This is a genomic window from Nocardia sp. NPDC049526, assembly GCF_044465765.1.
Taxonomy (GTDB): domain Bacteria; phylum Actinomycetota; class Actinomycetes; order Mycobacteriales; family Mycobacteriaceae; genus Nocardia.
This window is the reverse complement of the sequence record NZ_JBITMA010000017.1, coordinates 59,903-75,476: the sequence shown is the minus strand read 5'-3', so window position 1 is coordinate 75,476 and position 15,574 is coordinate 59,903. Positions and strand designations below refer to the sequence as shown.

Here is a 15,574-nt window from a genome sequence, read left to right as displayed (position 1 = left end):
AACGCCTTCCGCGGTCCACCCACCGGGACCGGGGGTGATGTGGACCGCAACTTCGAGATCCAGTGCTGCCGCTAACAATAGCAAGCATCTGTGACTCGCTGTGTCACGTATCTCAGTTGTCCCGACGGCCCAGGTCTAAGCGTTGACGTCGTACTCCACGAGCACCCGGCGCAGCAGCTTGCCGGTGGGGTTGCGGGGCAGATCGTCGAGGAAGATCACCTCGCGCGGCACCTTGTAGCGGGCCAGATTCTCCTTGACGTAGGCCTTGATCTCCTCGCCGTCGGGAGAGTGACCGGCCTCGGGGACAACGAAGGCGCGCAGGCGCTTGCCGAATTCCGCGTCGTCGACGCCGACGACGGCCGCATCGAACACATCCGGCCGCTCCAGCAGCAGGTTCTCGACTTCCTGCGGGAAGACGTTCTCGCCGCCGGAGACGATCATGTCGTCATCGCGGCCGTCCACCATCAGCAGGCCGTGCTCGTCGAAGTGGCCGACATCGCCGCTGGACATATAGCCGTCGATGATCTGCTTATGCCTGCCGTCGGTATAGCCCTCGAACGGCGCGCCGCTGCGGATGAAGATGCGCGCGGTGGTGTTGATCGCGTTGACCTGCTTGTCGTTGTCGTCGTAGAGCCGGACCTCGCAGGTGATCGGCGCCCGGCCGGCGGTGCCCGGTGCGATGGCCAGATCGTCCGGGTTCGCGACGGTGGCGACGGCGCATTCGGTCGAGCCGTACAGGTTGTACAGGACGGGACCGAAGATCTGCGTGGCCTTGAGGCACAACTCCGGCGACAGCGCCGAACCCGCGAGCAGAATGCATTTCAGCGAAGTGGTGTCGTACTTGGCGCGGATCTCCGGAGCAAGTTCGGTCATCCGGTGCAGCATGGTCGGCACCGCGACCAGCATTTCGGCCTTGTGGTCGGCCACCATCTTCAGTGTGGCCTCGGCGTCGAAACGGCGGCGCACCACCACTTTATTGCTCATCGCGGAGGCCACCAGGTAGGTGCCGAGACCGGTGCTGTGGAAGATCGGCGACACGATGACCTGAGTTCCCCTGACCGGGAACGGAATTCGGTCCACCATCTGCGCGGTGGCCAGCGGGGTCACCTTGCTGCGCGGTGCGCCCTTCGGCAGGCCGGTGGTGCCGCTGGTGAGGATGACGAACCCACCCGGCTTGGACGGTGCGGGTAGGTCCGCGGTCGAGTTGGCGGCGATGAGATCGTCCAGAGTCTGTGCGCCCTCGGGCAATTCGGTGCCCTCGTCGACCCAGGTGAGGTAGCGCGGCAGATTCGGCGGCAGCGCGTCGAGCAGGCCGAGGAACTCGCTGTCGTGCAGGACGGCCTTGACCTTCTCGCGCTCGCAGACCTCGGCGAACTGTGGTTTGGCGAAGCCGGTGTTCATCAGCGCGACCCGTGCACCGAGCTTGCCTGCCGCGGCCATGGCCAGGATGAGACCGCGATGGTCGCGGGCCAGCACACCGACCACGGACCCCTCGGTCAGATTCGCCTGTCGCAGCCCGCGCGCTATGGCGGTCGACTGCTCGTCTAGTTGCCGGTAGGTCAGTTCGCCGCGTTCGTCGACCAGCCCTGGGGCATTGGGCACGATGCGGGCCGAATGCCTGATCAAGGTGGCCTGCGGTCCGTAGACCCGCGACTCCTTCACTGTCCGCAAGGTTTCCAGCGGCTTCTTGGGATCGCTGACCCCGCGCGCCCGCAGCACCCCGAATGCCTTCACAACCTCCAGCGCATGCGCCAACTTCATCGTCGACCACCTCTACCAGCAACTCGCGTCGGCACTCGCCCAAGCGATCTCGAACCACCGTTCTGTCTCACCAACCGTATCAGCGCTATGACTCACATCACACCCGCCGCCATACGGGCTGGACAGAATGGTCCCGTGGAAACCGTGGCGGCAAGCTCACCTCCGCGCGGTAGCCAGCGCGACCAGCAAGGGAACGACCCGATTCGGGGGGACTTCGAAGTGGCCGCTGCCCACCGTGTGGAGCCAGCCGGTAGCTGCTAGTTGACGGAGGTGGTGGTAGATCTCGCCGGAGGTGCCCACCTCACCGAGGTCTGTGAGTTCGGCGGCGGTTCTGCTGCCTCGAAGTATCTGCCGAAGAATGCGCAGGCGGACCGGACTACCAAGGGCGGCGAGGCATTCCGCGGCATCGTCCCAGTCGTAGTCGACGATGTCATCGGTGCTGAACTGGACCTGCCAGTCGAACTCTTCCGTGCTGGGTAGCGAGCCCGAACCAGCGAACATCACCCCGCCATTGCGCTGGTCCGCATGCGCGAACTCCTCATGCAGCCGCCGTAGTGCCCACCCTCCCTGCGGGGCGGATCCACTCGCTTGCCCGCTGCCATCCTTGATGAGGTCCTTGGCCGCGAGTCGGCGTTCGAGCTTCGCTAGTCGGTCCTCCACGCTCACGAGCGCAAATTTACGGAGTTACGCAATTGCTCGCAATGGTTAGCCGATGTGATGCAAATGCCCGGCACGGAGATCCGTGCCGGGCTCGCGTGCCGGATGGTCAGTTGTAGATCGATCCGAAGGACGGGACCGAGATGGTTGCGAGTTTGTACTGGAACCCGTCGGGGTTGGCGTCGCTGACCGGGACGGGCCAGCGGTGCCACAGGGTGCCGTAGACCGCCCCGACGATGACGCCGTTACCGGTGTCGAGCGGACGGGTGCGGATGGTGGTGTCGACCGTGGCGTCGTTGTGCTCGGAGAGCACCTCGGTGCCGCTGCGGCCGTTGGACAGATTGATCCACAGGACCTGGAGCCTGGCCCCGGTCTGATCCGGTGCGATCATGCCCGGTCCGCCGAAGAATCCGAATCGGAAACCGTCGTAACCGAGGGCGACGCCGGACCCGTAGACACCCGGCCCGTCACCGCGTCCGATATCGGATTGCGCCGGGATCTGGAACGGCTGTGCGGGCAGCGCCACCTGGGTGGCGACCTGCCCGGATGCCAGCAGCCGGTCCACTGCCTGCTCGGCGGAGGGATTGCCGATGGCGGCCTTCCGCAATTGCTGCGTGGCCGCATTCCAGTCGATCGTCGTCGGCTCGGCCGCGGCATGACCCGCGAATACGACGGCGAATGCGGTGGTTGCCGCGATTGCGGCGGTGAAGCGACGTATCAAACCCAGCCTGTGCATAACCAGTCTCCTGTTGGGGTTCTTGGTACTGCTCGATGGAATTCGTCCGCTGAATCTCAGCTCGCCAAGATACCGTGCGCTACTTCACCGGTTACGGCGGGTGCCTCGAACCCACTGTGAACAGGAAACCGGTGCGAGTCACTCGCACCGGTTTCCCTTGTCGCACTTACTAGTTCGGCATCACTTCAGCTCGGCGCTGGTCTTGCCGAGGATGCGGCGCGCCACGATGAGCTGCTGGATCTGCTGGGTGCCTTCGAAGATGTCGAGGATCTTCGAGTCACGGCCCCACTTTTCGAGCAGTGTGCGCTGGGAGTAGCCGATGGTGCCCGCGAGTTCGACGGCCTTGAGGGTGACGTCGGTGCCGGTGCGCCCCGCCTTCGCCTTGGACATCGAGGCTTCCAAGGAGTTCGGCTTCTTGTTGTCCGCCATCCACGCCGCCCGCAGCGACAGCAGGTACGCGGCCTCGTAATCGGCTTCCATCCGCAGGAATTCGGCGGCGGCCGCGGGCTGGTTATTGGCCGGGATGTCGTAGGACGGCTCGATGCCCGCATCCTTCAGGATGGCGCGCAGCTCCTCCAGCGCCGCCCGCGCGACACCGACCGCCATCGCGGCCACGAGGGGACGGGTGTTGTCGAAGGTCTGCATGACCCCGGCAAACCCCTTCTCCACGTTGACTTCCGGGCTGCCGAGAATATTGTCCTTCGGAATCCGGCAGTCCTGCAACAGCAGTACCGCGGTATCGGACGCCTTGATGCCGAGCTTGTGCTCGAGCCGGGCCACCGAAAGTCCGGGAGCGTCCCGCGGCACGACGAACGACTTGATCGCCGCGCGACCGAGGCTGCGGTCCACCGAGGCCCACACCACGATGTGGGTGGAGCGCTGCCCGGCGGTCACGAAGATCTTCTCGCCGTTGAGCACCCACTCGTCGCCGTCGAGTACGGCGGTGGTGGTGACGGCGGCCGAATCGGAACCGAAGGACGGTTCGGTGATGGCCATCGAGGCCCACACCTTGCCGAACCGCTTCAGCTGCTCATCGGTGGCGACAGCCGCGATGGCCGCATTGCCCAGCCCCTGGTAGGGAATCGACAGCATCAGGCCGACGTCGCCCCACGAGGTCTCCAGCGCGTTCAGCAGCGCGGACATATTGCCGCCGTTGGTATTTCCGAGCAGCTCGGTGGCGTGCTCGTCCCCGTCGGAACGGCCACCGGCCGCGCCGCCGATCTTCTGGGTGCCGGAGTCGGCGAGGCCCTCGACCATGGCGGCCATGGTGTCCAGCTCGACCGGGTAGTCGTGTTCACCGAGGTCGTACTTGCGCGAGATCGGCCGGAAGATTTCCTGGGCGACCTGATGGGCCTGATTGGCACTGGCCCGCAGCTTCTTGGGGAGTTCGAGATTGATCATGGTGATGTCTCCTGGAAGTAAGGAACCAGCCGGTCAGACGAGCACGACACCTTCGGCGACGCCGATGGCCCGCAGATCGCGGTACCAGCGCTCGACCGGGTGTTCCTTGGTGAAGCCGTGGCCGCCGAGCAGCTGCACGCCGTCGAGACCGATCTGCATGCCCTTGTCGGTGGCGAGCTTGCGGGCCAGTGCCGCCTCGCGGGCATAGGAAAGCCCCTGCTCCGCGCGCGACGCACCCCGCAGGGTCACCAGGCGCAGGCCATCCAGTTCGATTGCCATATTCGCGACCATGAACGCGACCGCCTGGCGATGCGAGATCGGCTCACCGAATGCCTCGCGCTCGTTCACATACGGAATCACGTAATCGAGCACGGCCTGTCCGGTACCGATGGCCAGTGAAGCCCAGCCGAGGCGGGCCAGGCGCACCGCGTCGGCGTACTCCTCGGCGCGGGTCTTGGCATCGCCGTCGCCGAGGACGGCGTCGGTGCCGACCGCGACGTCGTTGAGCAGCAGGCGACCGAGACCGGCGGCGCGCAGACCCATGCTCGGATCGGCCTCCACGACCAGCCCCTGGCTGTCCGACGGCACGATGAACAGGGCGGGGCGGCCGTCGAGCTCGGCGGCCACGATGAATAGTTCGGCATCACCGGCGGCCGGGACCAGGCTCTTCACACCGTTGAGGCGGTAGCCGCTGGGGGCGCGGGTGGCCTTGGTCTGGAGGGCGAACGGGTCGAACAGCGCGCGCGGCTCGTTGATCACGACCGAGGCCTGCGGCACATTCTCGCCGGTGAAGGCGGGCAGGTAGGTCTGCTGCTGTGCGTCGGTACCCCACTGGGACAGGGCGACCGCGACACCGCTCGGCGCGAGAATCGGCAGGGCCAGACCCATATCACCGTGTGCGAGCGCCTCGGCGACCAGCGAGTTGGTGACCGCGCCGCGCTCGGCGGCCGCGCCTTCCAGCTCCTCGGGCACATTGATCACGGTGATGCCGAGTTCGGCGGCGCGCTCGAGCAGGTCGCGCGGGGCCTTGGCGGCGTGATCGGCCTCGTAGGCGGCCGGGCGCAGGATCTCGGCGGCGAATTCCTTCACCGTCTCGACGATCATCTGCTGCTCATCGCTCGGGGTCAGGTCGAAGAAGTCCTTGTTCTTGGACTCGTTGTCCGCCAGGCGTTTCGGCGCGCCACCACCGGCAACCTTGCCGAATGCGCGAGTGGCGGCACCCAGGGTGCGGAAACCGGTCTTGGTGCCTTCGTAGGTGACCCGCTCGATCGGCTTGCGCAGGTTGTACTTCTCGGCGAGTTCCGACCCGGTAATGGTCGTCATCACCCGCATTGCCGCGCCCATCCAGTCCCGCTTGGGGTGGTTCAGGCCGACCGCGGACGTGTCTGGACGTCGCTTCGTTGCGCTGTCTCGAGTGCTCATCATCACCTGTTTTTCTCGGGTGGGTGGGTGAGGTCTTGTCCCAGCTATCTTACTCCTGAGTAAGGCTATCTTACTCCAGAGTAAGAAGTGCGTCGAGGTGCAGCATACGCCGCCGAACTGTGTCAGGCTGGACAAGTGCCCAAAGTCGTGGGACGACCGGTGTCCGTCGTCGCTGTGCTGTTCGCCGCACTACTGACCGCATTCGCCACGCGCTACGGCTATCACCGGGACGAGCTGTACTTTCTGGCGGCGGGCAGGCATCCGGATTGGGGCTACCCGGATCAGCCGCCGTTGACCCCGCTACTGGCCCGCGCGATGTCCGCAATCGATGCCGATTCGTTACTGCTACTACGACTTCCGTCGGTCTCGGCGGCGACATTCGTTGTTGTCGCCGCGGGGTTGATGGCGCGCGAACTCGGTGGTGGACGCGGGGCGCAGGTATTGGCGTCGGTGGCCGTCGCGAGTGCGGCGATGGTGATGGGGATCGGTCATCTGCTGAGTACCGCGTCGTTCGATATGGCGGCGTGGGTGTTGGTTTGTCTGCTGGTGCTGGTGTTGCTGCGGACCTCGGAGGGATGGGGTGCCGACCGGAACGGCCGGGGACTCGAGGCGAATGGGTATGTGGACGGGGGTGGTCTTGCTGCATCGGATGAGCACGCGGGTGTCGGAGGTCGTGCGGCGCCGAATGAGTGCGCGGGCGCGGGTGGTCGCGTGGGGCCGGACGGGTACGAAGGCGTGGATGGTCGCGTGGGGCCGGACGACCGCGCGGGTGTGGTCGGTCGTACGGCATCGGATGAGCGCGGGGGCGTGGGTGGTCGGGTATGGCCGGAGGGACGCGCGGGTGTCGGTGGGTTGGGGCCGCGGTGGTGGCTCGGGGTAGGGCTGGTTGTCGGGATCGGGTTGCAGAACAAGGTGCTGCTGATCTTTCCGGTGGCGGCGCTGGTGCTTGCGCTGGTTCTCGTCGGTCCGCGAAAGATATTCGCCACCAAGTACTTTCCGATGGCGGTCGGGTTGGCGGTGGTGATCTGGCTGCCATATCTGTTGTGGCAGTGGCGCAATGGTTGGCCGCAGTGGGAGATGAGCCGGGCGATCGCGGGCGGGTCCTCCGGCACGTCGGATTCGCCGGTGACGTTCGTGCTGTCGCAATTCGGGCTGATGGGCCCACTGCTGGTGCCGCTGTGGGCAGTCGGGCTCCGGCGACTGTGGCGAGATCCGCGTCTGCGCGCGTTTCCGGTAGCGTATGCGGTACTTTTCGTGGTTTTCCTGGTCAGCGGCGGGAAGGCGTACTACCTGGGCGGGATGTATCCGCTCCTATTGGCCGCCGGTGCGGTACCTGTCGCCGCTTGGCTGGGGAATCGGCGAGCCCGTTGGGTGGCAGTGGGTTCGGTGATCGCGGTGAATGCGATCGTCTCGGCGCTGCTGTTCCTGCCGGTGTTACCCGTCGCGGCCCTGAAGGATTCGCCGATCCTCGCGATCAACTACGACGCGGGCGAAACCATCGGCTGGCCGCAATTCGTGCGCCGAATCGCCGAGGTGCGCGCCACGCTCGGACCCGACGTCGCCATCCTTGCCGACAACTACGGCGAGGCGGGTGCGATCGAACGCTTCGGCGGCGAATACGGATTACCGACTCCGCACAGCGGCCACAACTCCTACTGGTGGTGGGGCCCGCCCAGCGATGCAGCCTCCGTGGTGATCGTGGTCGGTCTCGATCGTGACCGCCTGACTGGGTACTTCGCCGAAGTCGAGCCCGCCGGTCACATCGACAACGGTCTCGGTATCCACAACGACGAGCAGGGCCAGCCGCTGTTCATCTGCCGCAAACCGCGAGCATCCATGTCCGAAATGTGGCCTGCGGCGAAACATCTGAGCTGAGCGGTCCGATCGCAGCCATCCACGCGCCCGACCGCAACGAAGAACGATCGACGCCTATCTACAAAGGTGCCGCCCACAGTGCTCGGCCGTGTTTTCCGTCGAGGCTGAATTCTGCTGTACGAGTAAGGAGATGTCATGGTTCTTCGCATTGTCGATCAGCTCGTCTCCGGGGTCCTCAATATGATCGCGACGCTGTTCGTCCCGTGAGTCGAGTCGCCCGGGGCGGACGGTCCGCCCCGGGCAACATTCCAGCGCGGCTGTTAGGTTGTGCCGCATGGCAAGACGGCCGCGGAGTCGGCGACTGAGGGCAACGCTGCTGACCGCGGCGCTTACGGCGGGCATCATGTCCGCGGCGACGGCGGGGGCGCAGACGCCGTCCGGGTCGTGTGCGGATGGGTGGGACGTTTCGACGATCGTCAGCGGGGTCGGCAATCTCGAGAATCTCGATACCGACGGAGCCGGCGGTTTCTATGTCACCGGAATCGTCGACGGCTACCTGGCGCATATCGATGCCGCGGGCAAGTTCGAGAAGCTGGTAGCCGGTCTGGATCACCCCGCGGGCGTGCGGGTCGTCGGACGGTCCGTGTACTTCGTCACCGGCGATGGTGTGGCGGAGGCGCCGGGCACCTTGCAGCGCTATGACATCGACACCGGTGCGGTGACGATTCTGCTCACCGAGCTGAACGGTCCGAACGGACTGCTCGAATTGCCCGACGGCGACCTCGTATTCGCCACTATCGGCATCACCGGCCCGCCGACCGGCATCTCGCGGTATCGGCCGTCGACGGGGGAGTACACGAAGACCTGGTCCAACCTGCCCTGGACCAACGGGCTGGCGCTCGCCCCCGACGGGAAGTCGATCTACACCGACAATATGACCTTGCGCGTCTTCCGCGTCCCGCTCGACGATCCCGACAATGCGACGGTCGTCGCCGGTGCTCCCGATCTGGTTGCGCTGTTCGACGATATGGAAGCGACCCGCGCGGGCCAACTCTTCGTCGCCGACCATATCCAGGGCGCGGTCTACCAGATCGACCCGGCCACCGGCGCGGGCTGCACGATCATCACCGGCCTGATCAAACCCGGTCCGATGCGCAACCCGCCGGACGGCGCCACCTCCGTGCGGATCGCTCGCGACGGTGACAGGTGGGCTCTGTTCGTCACGAGCATGGACGGAACCTTGCGTCGACTACGTCCGCCCGCGGGCATCGACCTGACTCCGGCCGATTCGAGGCGATAGAAAGTTTCTCGAGGCTCAGTTCAACCTTGTAAGGACGGCGTCGTGGAGTAGGGAGTTGGTGGCTATGGCGTCGCCGCCGTGGGGGCCGGGGCTGCCGGCGAGGGAGGTGAAGCGGCCGCCTGCTTCGCGGACCAGGATGTCGAGGGCGGCCAGGTCCCACAGGGAGACTTCGGGTTCGGTGGCGATATCGACCGCGCCCTCGGCGAGCAGGCAGTAGGTGAAGAAGTCGCCGTAGCCGCGGACCCGCCAGACCGCGTCGGTGAGGTCGAGGAACTTCTCGCGCAGACCGCGTTCGCGCCAGCCCGACAGGCTGGAGAAGGCCAGGCTTGCCGAGCCGAGCTCACCGACCGCGGAGACCGAAATCGGTTTCGGCGCATCGGAATCGACGCTGGCCCAGGCACCGGAACCGGCCGCCGCCCACCACCGTCGCGCCAAGGCGGGTGCGCTCACCACGCCGACCACCGGAACGCCGTCCTCGAGCAGCGAGATCAGCGTCGCCCAAATCGGCACCCGCCGCACGAAGTTCTTGGTGCCATCGATCGGATCGATCACCCACTGCCGCCCGCTGAACTCGACGTCACCGCCGAACTCCTCACCGAGCACCGAATCCCCGGGCCGCTCCTGCCCGAGCACCTGGCGTATCGCCTTCTCCACCGCCAGATCCGCATCCGAGACAGGTGTCAGATCCGGCTTCGCATCGACCCGCAAATCCAACGCTCCGAACCGCGCCCGGGTAATCCCATCGGCCTCATCGGCCAATCGCAGCGCAAGTTCGAGATCGGAGGAGTAGTCAGCCACCCCCGAACCCTATCGCCCTTCCCTGTCCCGCCAGACGCATCCCCGCTGTCGCATAAGCAGTGCCCACCTCGCATAGGACCTACCTTTGCGAGGCAGCCACGAGTTACGCGAGCGTGCCCGCTAAGCAGCGGCGGGGACGGAGCGGGCGGCGGCGAGGGCACTTGCCCACCAGTGGAGTTGGTCGAGCATGGACTGCGCGGCTGCGGCGGGTTCGGTCGGGTCGATGAGTTCGCCTTCGGCGTCGAAGAGCAGGTAGTAGCGGGGGAAGCTGACGTAGTTGCGGACGGTGTGGGCATTGAGTTCGTTGAAGACCTGGCGCAGGTGTTCGATGGCGAGCAGGCCGCCGCTTGCGCCGCTGTAGCCGACGAAACCGATTGCCTTGCTGTCCCATTGGGTGAAGTGCCAGTCGATTGCGGCCTTCAGCGCGGCCGGGTAGCTGCGGTTGTAATCCGGAGTGAGGATGACGAATGCATCCGCTTCACCGAGCCGCCTGCTGAGGTCGGTCATCCCGGCCGGGCGTTCCGGGTTGGGGTCCATCGCCGGGGAAACCGCGGGCAGCGCCAATGGCAGATCGGCCTCGGCCAGATCGATCAGGTCGATCTCGAACTGTCCGTTCCGGGCGGCCTCCTCGACGAACCAGTTGGCCACGGTCGGCGCGAAGCGTCCCTCCCGGACGCTGCCGATGATCACCGCGAGCTTCAAGGACATGGTGTTCTCCTTCGATCAGGAAATTGTTCGAGTCCTAATCTGCTGCGCGGCATCGCTACCAGGAAGACCGCGCGAAGAGTGGTAGTAGCAGGGACACCCTCGGCGCCGACCGCGCTTGTACCGTCGAGGAGTGAGCGACAACGAGTTGGGTCTTTTCCTGCGCACCCGCCGTGAGGCGGTGACCCCGGCCCAGGTCGGCCTGCCCACCGGACCGCGCCGCCGAACCCCCGGCCTGCGTCGCGCCGAACTGGCAACCCTCGCGGGCGTCAGCGTCGAATACATCACACGCCTCGAGCAGGGACGCGACCGCAGACCCTCGCCGCCGGTGCTGTCCGCACTCGCCGACGCCCTCGCCTTGACGCCGAGCGAACGCGTCCACCTGCACCGTCTCACCAAGGGCGCCGATCCGGGTTTCAGCTGCATGGGCGGTGCGCAACCGCCGCGCGAGGTACGGCCCGCGGTCCGCGCCATCCTCGATCGCCTGGAACCCGCGCCCGCGCTGGTCGTCAACCGTCTGCGCGAGGTGCTCGCCTGGACCGAGGGATTCGAGCGCCTGATGGCGCCGATCGGACTGCTCGACCACGAACACCGCGCCAATCTCGCCCTGTTCGCCTTCACCGACCCGCGCGCCCGCACCGCCTATCCCGACTGGGACCACATCGCCGACGAACTGGTCGCCGCACTGAAACAAGGCCCGTTCCGCAGCGACCCGCACATCGCCGCCCTCGCCGACGAACTCACCGTCGCCGCCGGCGCCGAGTTCACCCGCCGCGTGGAATACGTGCCCAGCCTCGCGGCCGCCACCGGCACCACCCGGCTCACCCACCCCGAGGCAGGCAACCTGCGCCTCACCTACGAAACCCTCGAACTCTCCGCCGACGACGACCAGCAGCTCATCGTCTACCTCCCCGCCGACGACGCCACCGCGGCCGCCATGGACTCCCTCGCCGGTCGTCGCCCAGGCGGACTGCGAGCCGTCTCCGGCTGAGGACGGCCACCCCCACACCACCGCGTGTTTCACCGTCTTCACCGCGCCCAGTAGGCTTGAGCATCGTGCATCCTGACGTCTCCGCTGACCTCGCCGAACTCGACGCCACGCTCAAGACCGTCGAGTCGGTCCTCGATGTCGAGGAGCTGCGTCGACGGATCGATGAGCTCGAGCACCAGGCCGCCGATCCCGATCTGTGGAACAACCAGGAGCACGCGCAGCAGGTCACCAGCGAGCTGTCGCACGCCCAGAGCGAGTTGCGCCGGGTCGAGGAACTGCGCCAGCGCCTCGACGATCTGTCCGTTCTATATGAATTGGCAGAGGAAGAGGAGGGCGAGGCCAGGGTCGCCGCGCTCGCCGACGCCGATGCCGAGCGGGCCACGCTGCACAGTGATGTGGAGGCCATGGAGGTCCGCACCCTGCTCTCCGGCGAGTACGACAAGCGTGAGGCGCTGGTCAATATCCGCTCCGGCGCGGGTGGTGTGGATGCCGCCGACTGGGCCGAAATGCTGATGCGCATGTACATCCGCTGGGCGGACCGGCACAAGTACTCCGTCGAGGTCTACGACACCTCCTACGCCGAAGAGGCGGGTATCAAGAGCGCCACCTTCGCGGTGAAATCGCCGTATGCCTATGGCACCCTCTCGGTGGAAATGGGCACGCACCGCCTGGTCCGGATCAGCCCGTTCGACAATCAGGGCCGCCGCCAGACCTCCTTCGCCGAGGTCGAGGTGCTACCCGTGGTCGAGACCACCGACCACATCGAAATTCCCGAGGGCGAGATCCGCGTGGACGTCTACCGTTCCTCGGGCCCCGGCGGCCAGAGCGTCAACACCACCGACTCCGCGGTGCGCCTCACCCATATCCCGACCGGCATCGTCGTGACCTGTCAGAACGAGAAATCCCAGCTGCAGAACAAGATTTCGGCCATGCGGGTGCTGCAGGCCAAACTGCTGGAACGCAAGCGGCAGGAGGAGCGCGCCGAAATGGATGCGCTCAAGACCAACGAGGGCGCGTCGTGGGGCAACCAGATGCGCTCCTACGTGCTGCATCCCTACCAGATGGTCAAGGATCTGCGCACCAACTACGAAGTCAACAATCCGACTGCCGTGCTCGACGGCGATATCGATGGTTTCATCGAATCCGGAATTCGTTGGCGAATGCGAGAGCAGGCGAGCTAGTTGGACGTACCCCAGGCTTTCTCCACGTCCACCGACTTCACCACCTGGCTGCGGTCCGCCGGTCTAGAGATCGTCCTGCTGCTCCTCGGCGCGGTGCTGTTCAGCCGTTTCGCCACCTTTATCCGGGATCGGATCACCCGCAGGATCGACGCCGGATTCCGCAGCAGCGACGCACTGGTGCGTTCCGAGGCGGCCAAACACCGGCATGCGCTGGCTCAGGTGGTCACCTGGGTGGTGCTGACCGTCGTCTATGTCCTGGTCGGCATGGAAGTACTGCGTCGGATGGGTTTCGCGGTCACCGGTCTGGTCGCACCCGCGGCCGTGCTCGGCGCCGCACTCGGCTTCGGCGCACAGCGGATCGTGCAGGACATCCTTGCCGGATTTTTCCTGATTACCGAGCGGCAGTACGGATTTGGTGATGTGGTTCGCATCGCTGTCACTGGATCCGCGGAGCAGGCCGAGGGTACGGTCGAGGACGTCACGCTGCGGATCACCACACTGCGCAATGCCGACGGTGAGGTGATCACCGTGCCCAACGGCCAGATCGTCAAAGTGACCAATCTCTCGAAGGATTGGGCGCGCGCCGCGATCGACGTTCCGGTTGCGGCCAGCGTCGACATCACCAGGATCAACGAGATCCTGCACGAGGTCGGTACAAAGGCGTACGAGGACCGCAGATTGAAGCCGCTGCTGCTCGACGAGCCCACCGTGATGGGTGTCGAAGACCTGACAGTGGACCAGATGAATATTCGAATGGTTGCCCGAACGTTGCCGGGCAAGCAGTTCGAAGTCGGTCGCGAGTTGCGGGTGCGAGTCGCCGCGGCATTGCGCCGGGAGGGAATCAGTGAGACCACGTAGATCCACGGCGATCCTGATGGCATCATGGGTCGCCACGTTCGTGTTATACCTGTTCGTCAAGCCCGATCAACCGATCGTGACATCGCCCGAAAAACTCAATACCGTTCCCGTAGTGATGAATACGGCTACGCCCGGTCATTGACCATGATGTAGCTGGTGGCTGCGCGACGGTTGCTGGTTACACTGGCCAACCGTGATCGCTATGCGGAACGTGACCAAGTCGTATCAGACCTCGACGCGACCCGCGCTGGACAACATCACCGTCGATGTGCGCAAGGGCGAATTCGTCTTCATCATCGGCCCGTCCGGTTCGGGCAAGTCGACCTTCATGCGACTGCTGCTCAAGGAAGAGGCCCCGACCGCGGGCGAGATCCGGGTCGCCGACTTCCAGGTCGACCGGCTGCCCGGGCGCAAGGTGCCGAAGTTGCGTCAGCGCATGGGTTGCGTCTTCCAGGACTTCCGGTTGCTGCAGCAGAAGACCGTCGCCCAGAATGTGGCGTTCGCGCTGGAGGTGATCGGCAAGCGGCGCCAGTTCATCGACCGGACCGTCCCCGAGGTGCTCGATATGGTCGGGCTCGGTGGTAAGGCCGATCGGCTGCCGCACGAATTGTCCGGTGGTGAGCAGCAGCGTGTTGCGATCGCGCGGGCCTTCGTGAACCGTCCGCTGGTGCTGCTCGCCGATGAGCCGACCGGCAACCTCGATCCCGACACCAGCGGCGACATCATGCTGCTGCTGGAGCGGATCAACCGCATCGGCACGACCGTGGTGATGGCGACACACGACAATCACATCGTCGACGCGATGCGTAAGCGAGTGGTGGAGTTGGACCGGGGCCGGCTGATCCGCGACGACGCGATCGGCGTCTACGGGGTGGGCCGGTAATGCGCGCTGGATTCCTGTTCAACGAGGTCCTCACCGGCCTGCGTCGCAATGTCACCATGACCATCGCGATGATCCTGACCACCGCGGTATCGCTGACCATGCTGGGCGGCGGTCTGCTCGCGCTGCGAATCGCGGATAAGACCCAGAACTACTTCATGGACCGGGTCGAGATCCGGCTCTACCTCTCCGATCTGGTCTCGGCGAACGATCGGGACTGTTCACTGAATCCGTGTCAGCAGTTGATGTCGGATCTGAAGAAGACCGACGGTGTGGTCTCGGTCCAGTTCATCAACAGCGACGAGGCGATGAAGGAAGCCACCGAGGTGACCTTCAAGGACCAGCCCGAAATGCTGGACATGATCAAGGACACCCGCCTGCCCGCGTCCTTGCGCGTGAAGATGACCGATGCCGATCAGTACCCGCGGATCTACCAGACGTTCAACGGTAAGGACGGGATCCAGAGCGTACTCAACGACAAGGACACCGTGGACCGCTTGGTCGGGGTGTTCGACGGCCTGCGGAATGCGGCATTCGCGTTGGCGGCGTTGCAGGCATTGGCGGCGTTGCTGTTGATCGCGAATATGGTGCAGATCGCGGCGTTCAGTCGACGCGAGGAGGTCGGCATCATGCGGATGGTCGGCGCGACGCGCTGGTACACGCAGTTGCCGTTCCTCCTGGAAGCGGTGGTCGCAGCCCTGGCTGGATCGATTCTGGCGGTTGTCGGGTTGTTCCTCGCGCAACCGTTGGTGGTGAACCGTGGACTCGGTGCGCTCTTCAACAGCAACGTCTTCCCGCACATCACCGGTGAGGACATCGCGTTGGTGTCCTTGACCATCGCGCCGTTGGGCATCGTGTTCGCCGCGATCACGGCCTACGGCACGCTGCGCTACTACGTGCGCGACTGACCTGCGTATGACGACCTCGCACACGGTGTAGCTTGTGCGAGGCCGTCAGTGGATATGCGACGAACCCGCCGCGCGGCGATCGAAATTGGTTATCCACATGTGGACAACTCGGCCGGTCACCTGGGGTCCGCGCCGATCTAGGGGTTCCGTTGTCCGACCGC

General features: G+C 65.5%; 14 protein-coding genes. 7 read left to right on the top strand and 7 right to left on the bottom strand.

All coding sequences use genetic code 11. The features are described 5' to 3' along the window. Window positions 1–135: 135 nt before the first annotated feature. From ACIBW7_RS37085 to ACIBW7_RS37065, 5 genes are all read right to left on the bottom strand, one after another. Window positions 136–1,761: an acyl-CoA synthetase gene (locus ACIBW7_RS37085; RefSeq protein ID WP_397054750.1), complete on the bottom strand. Its 1,626-nt coding sequence runs from the start codon at window positions 1,759–1,761 to the stop codon at window positions 136–138. Between the two features lie 156 nt (window positions 1,762–1,917). Beyond that, on the bottom strand, window positions 1,918–2,427 hold the full coding sequence (locus ACIBW7_RS37080; protein ID WP_397054748.1) for an ArsR/SmtB family transcription factor: 510 nt from the start codon (window positions 2,425–2,427) through the stop codon (window positions 1,918–1,920). 100 nt (window positions 2,428–2,527) lie between these two features. Beyond that, window positions 2,528–3,154, bottom strand: a complete 627-nt coding sequence (locus tag ACIBW7_RS37075) for a hypothetical protein (RefSeq protein WP_397054746.1) — start codon at window positions 3,152–3,154, stop codon at window positions 2,528–2,530. A 180-nt stretch (window positions 3,155–3,334) separates the two neighbouring features. Further along, window positions 3,335–4,555, bottom strand: coding sequence for an acyl-CoA dehydrogenase family protein (locus ACIBW7_RS37070; protein WP_040694453.1), 1,221 nt, complete (start codon window positions 4,553–4,555; stop codon window positions 3,335–3,337). 33 nt (window positions 4,556–4,588) lie between these two features. Next, complete coding sequence (locus ACIBW7_RS37065) at window positions 4,589–5,983, bottom strand: acyl-CoA dehydrogenase family protein (RefSeq protein WP_397054744.1); 1,395 nt, start codon at window positions 5,981–5,983, stop codon at window positions 4,589–4,591. Window positions 5,984–6,112: 129 nt separating this feature from the next. Between ACIBW7_RS37065 and ACIBW7_RS37060 the strand changes: the two genes are divergently transcribed. Together ACIBW7_RS37060 and ACIBW7_RS37055 are read left to right on the top strand one after the other, a co-directional pair. Beyond that, complete coding sequence (locus tag ACIBW7_RS37060) at window positions 6,113–7,852, top strand: hypothetical protein (RefSeq protein WP_397054742.1); 1,740 nt, start codon at window positions 6,113–6,115, stop codon at window positions 7,850–7,852. A gap of 274 nt (window positions 7,853–8,126) precedes the next feature. Next, the gene (locus tag ACIBW7_RS37055; protein ID WP_397054740.1) at window positions 8,127–9,092 is read left to right on the top strand and encodes an SMP-30/gluconolactonase/LRE family protein; all 966 of its coding nucleotides are present in this window, start codon (window positions 8,127–8,129) and stop codon (window positions 9,090–9,092) included. 15 nt (window positions 9,093–9,107) lie between these two features. On the opposite strand, the gene hisN is transcribed toward ACIBW7_RS37055, so the two are convergent. Continuing rightward, window positions 9,108–9,890, bottom strand: coding sequence for a histidinol-phosphatase (gene hisN, locus ACIBW7_RS37050; protein WP_397054738.1), 783 nt, complete (start codon window positions 9,888–9,890; stop codon window positions 9,108–9,110). Between the two features lie 120 nt (window positions 9,891–10,010). Further along, complete coding sequence (locus tag ACIBW7_RS37045) at window positions 10,011–10,598, bottom strand: NADPH-dependent FMN reductase (RefSeq protein ID WP_397054736.1); 588 nt, start codon at window positions 10,596–10,598, stop codon at window positions 10,011–10,013. 130 nt (window positions 10,599–10,728) lie between these two features. Between ACIBW7_RS37045 and ACIBW7_RS37040 the strand changes: the two genes are divergently transcribed. The 5 genes from ACIBW7_RS37040 to ftsX all read left to right on the top strand — a co-directional run bounded on the left by ACIBW7_RS37040 (window position 10,729) and on the right by ftsX (window position 15,413). After that, window positions 10,729–11,586: a helix-turn-helix transcriptional regulator gene (locus ACIBW7_RS37040; protein ID WP_397054734.1), complete on the top strand. Its 858-nt coding sequence runs from the start codon at window positions 10,729–10,731 to the stop codon at window positions 11,584–11,586. Between the two features lie 65 nt (window positions 11,587–11,651). Then, window positions 11,652–12,767, top strand: a complete 1,116-nt coding sequence (gene prfB / locus ACIBW7_RS37035) for a peptide chain release factor 2 (RefSeq protein WP_397054732.1) — start codon at window positions 11,652–11,654, stop codon at window positions 12,765–12,767. Next, window positions 12,768–13,625: a mechanosensitive ion channel family protein gene (locus ACIBW7_RS37030; RefSeq protein ID WP_397054730.1), complete on the top strand. Its 858-nt coding sequence runs from the start codon at window positions 12,768–12,770 to the stop codon at window positions 13,623–13,625. A 202-nt stretch (window positions 13,626–13,827) separates the two neighbouring features. Then, window positions 13,828–14,508 (top strand): cell division ATP-binding protein FtsE, encoded by a 681-nt coding sequence (gene ftsE / locus ACIBW7_RS37025; protein WP_397054728.1) that lies wholly within the window; start codon window positions 13,828–13,830, stop codon window positions 14,506–14,508. Then, entirely contained in the window at window positions 14,508–15,413 is a 906-nt protein-coding gene (ftsX, locus tag ACIBW7_RS37020; RefSeq protein ID WP_387289792.1) for a permease-like cell division protein FtsX, read from the top strand. The genes ftsE and ftsX overlap by 1 nt, the downstream gene beginning before the upstream one ends. Window positions 15,414–15,574 lie beyond the last annotated feature (161 nt).

What these genes read in the sequence shown, in the direction of transcription:
- ACIBW7_RS37085 (WP_397054750.1), bottom strand. Translation starts at nt 1,761, where the DNA reads ATGAAGTTGGCGCATGCGCTGGAGGTTGTGAAGGCATTCGGGGTGCTG.
- ACIBW7_RS37075 (WP_397054746.1), bottom strand. Translation starts at nt 3,154, where the DNA reads ATGCACAGGCTGGGTTTGATACGTCGCTTCACCGCCGCAATCGCGGCA.
- ACIBW7_RS37070 (WP_040694453.1), bottom strand. Translation starts at nt 4,555, where the DNA reads ATGATCAATCTCGAACTCCCCAAGAAGCTGCGGGCCAGTGCCAATCAG.
- ACIBW7_RS37055 (WP_397054740.1), top strand. Translation starts at nt 8,127, where the DNA reads ATGGCAAGACGGCCGCGGAGTCGGCGACTGAGGGCAACGCTGCTGACC.
- ACIBW7_RS37045 (WP_397054736.1), bottom strand. Translation starts at nt 10,598, where the DNA reads ATGTCCTTGAAGCTCGCGGTGATCATCGGCAGCGTCCGGGAGGGACGC.
- ftsE (WP_397054728.1), top strand. Translation starts at nt 13,828, where the DNA reads ATGCGGAACGTGACCAAGTCGTATCAGACCTCGACGCGACCCGCGCTG.
- ftsX (WP_387289792.1), top strand. Translation starts at nt 14,508, where the DNA reads ATGCGCGCTGGATTCCTGTTCAACGAGGTCCTCACCGGCCTGCGTCGC.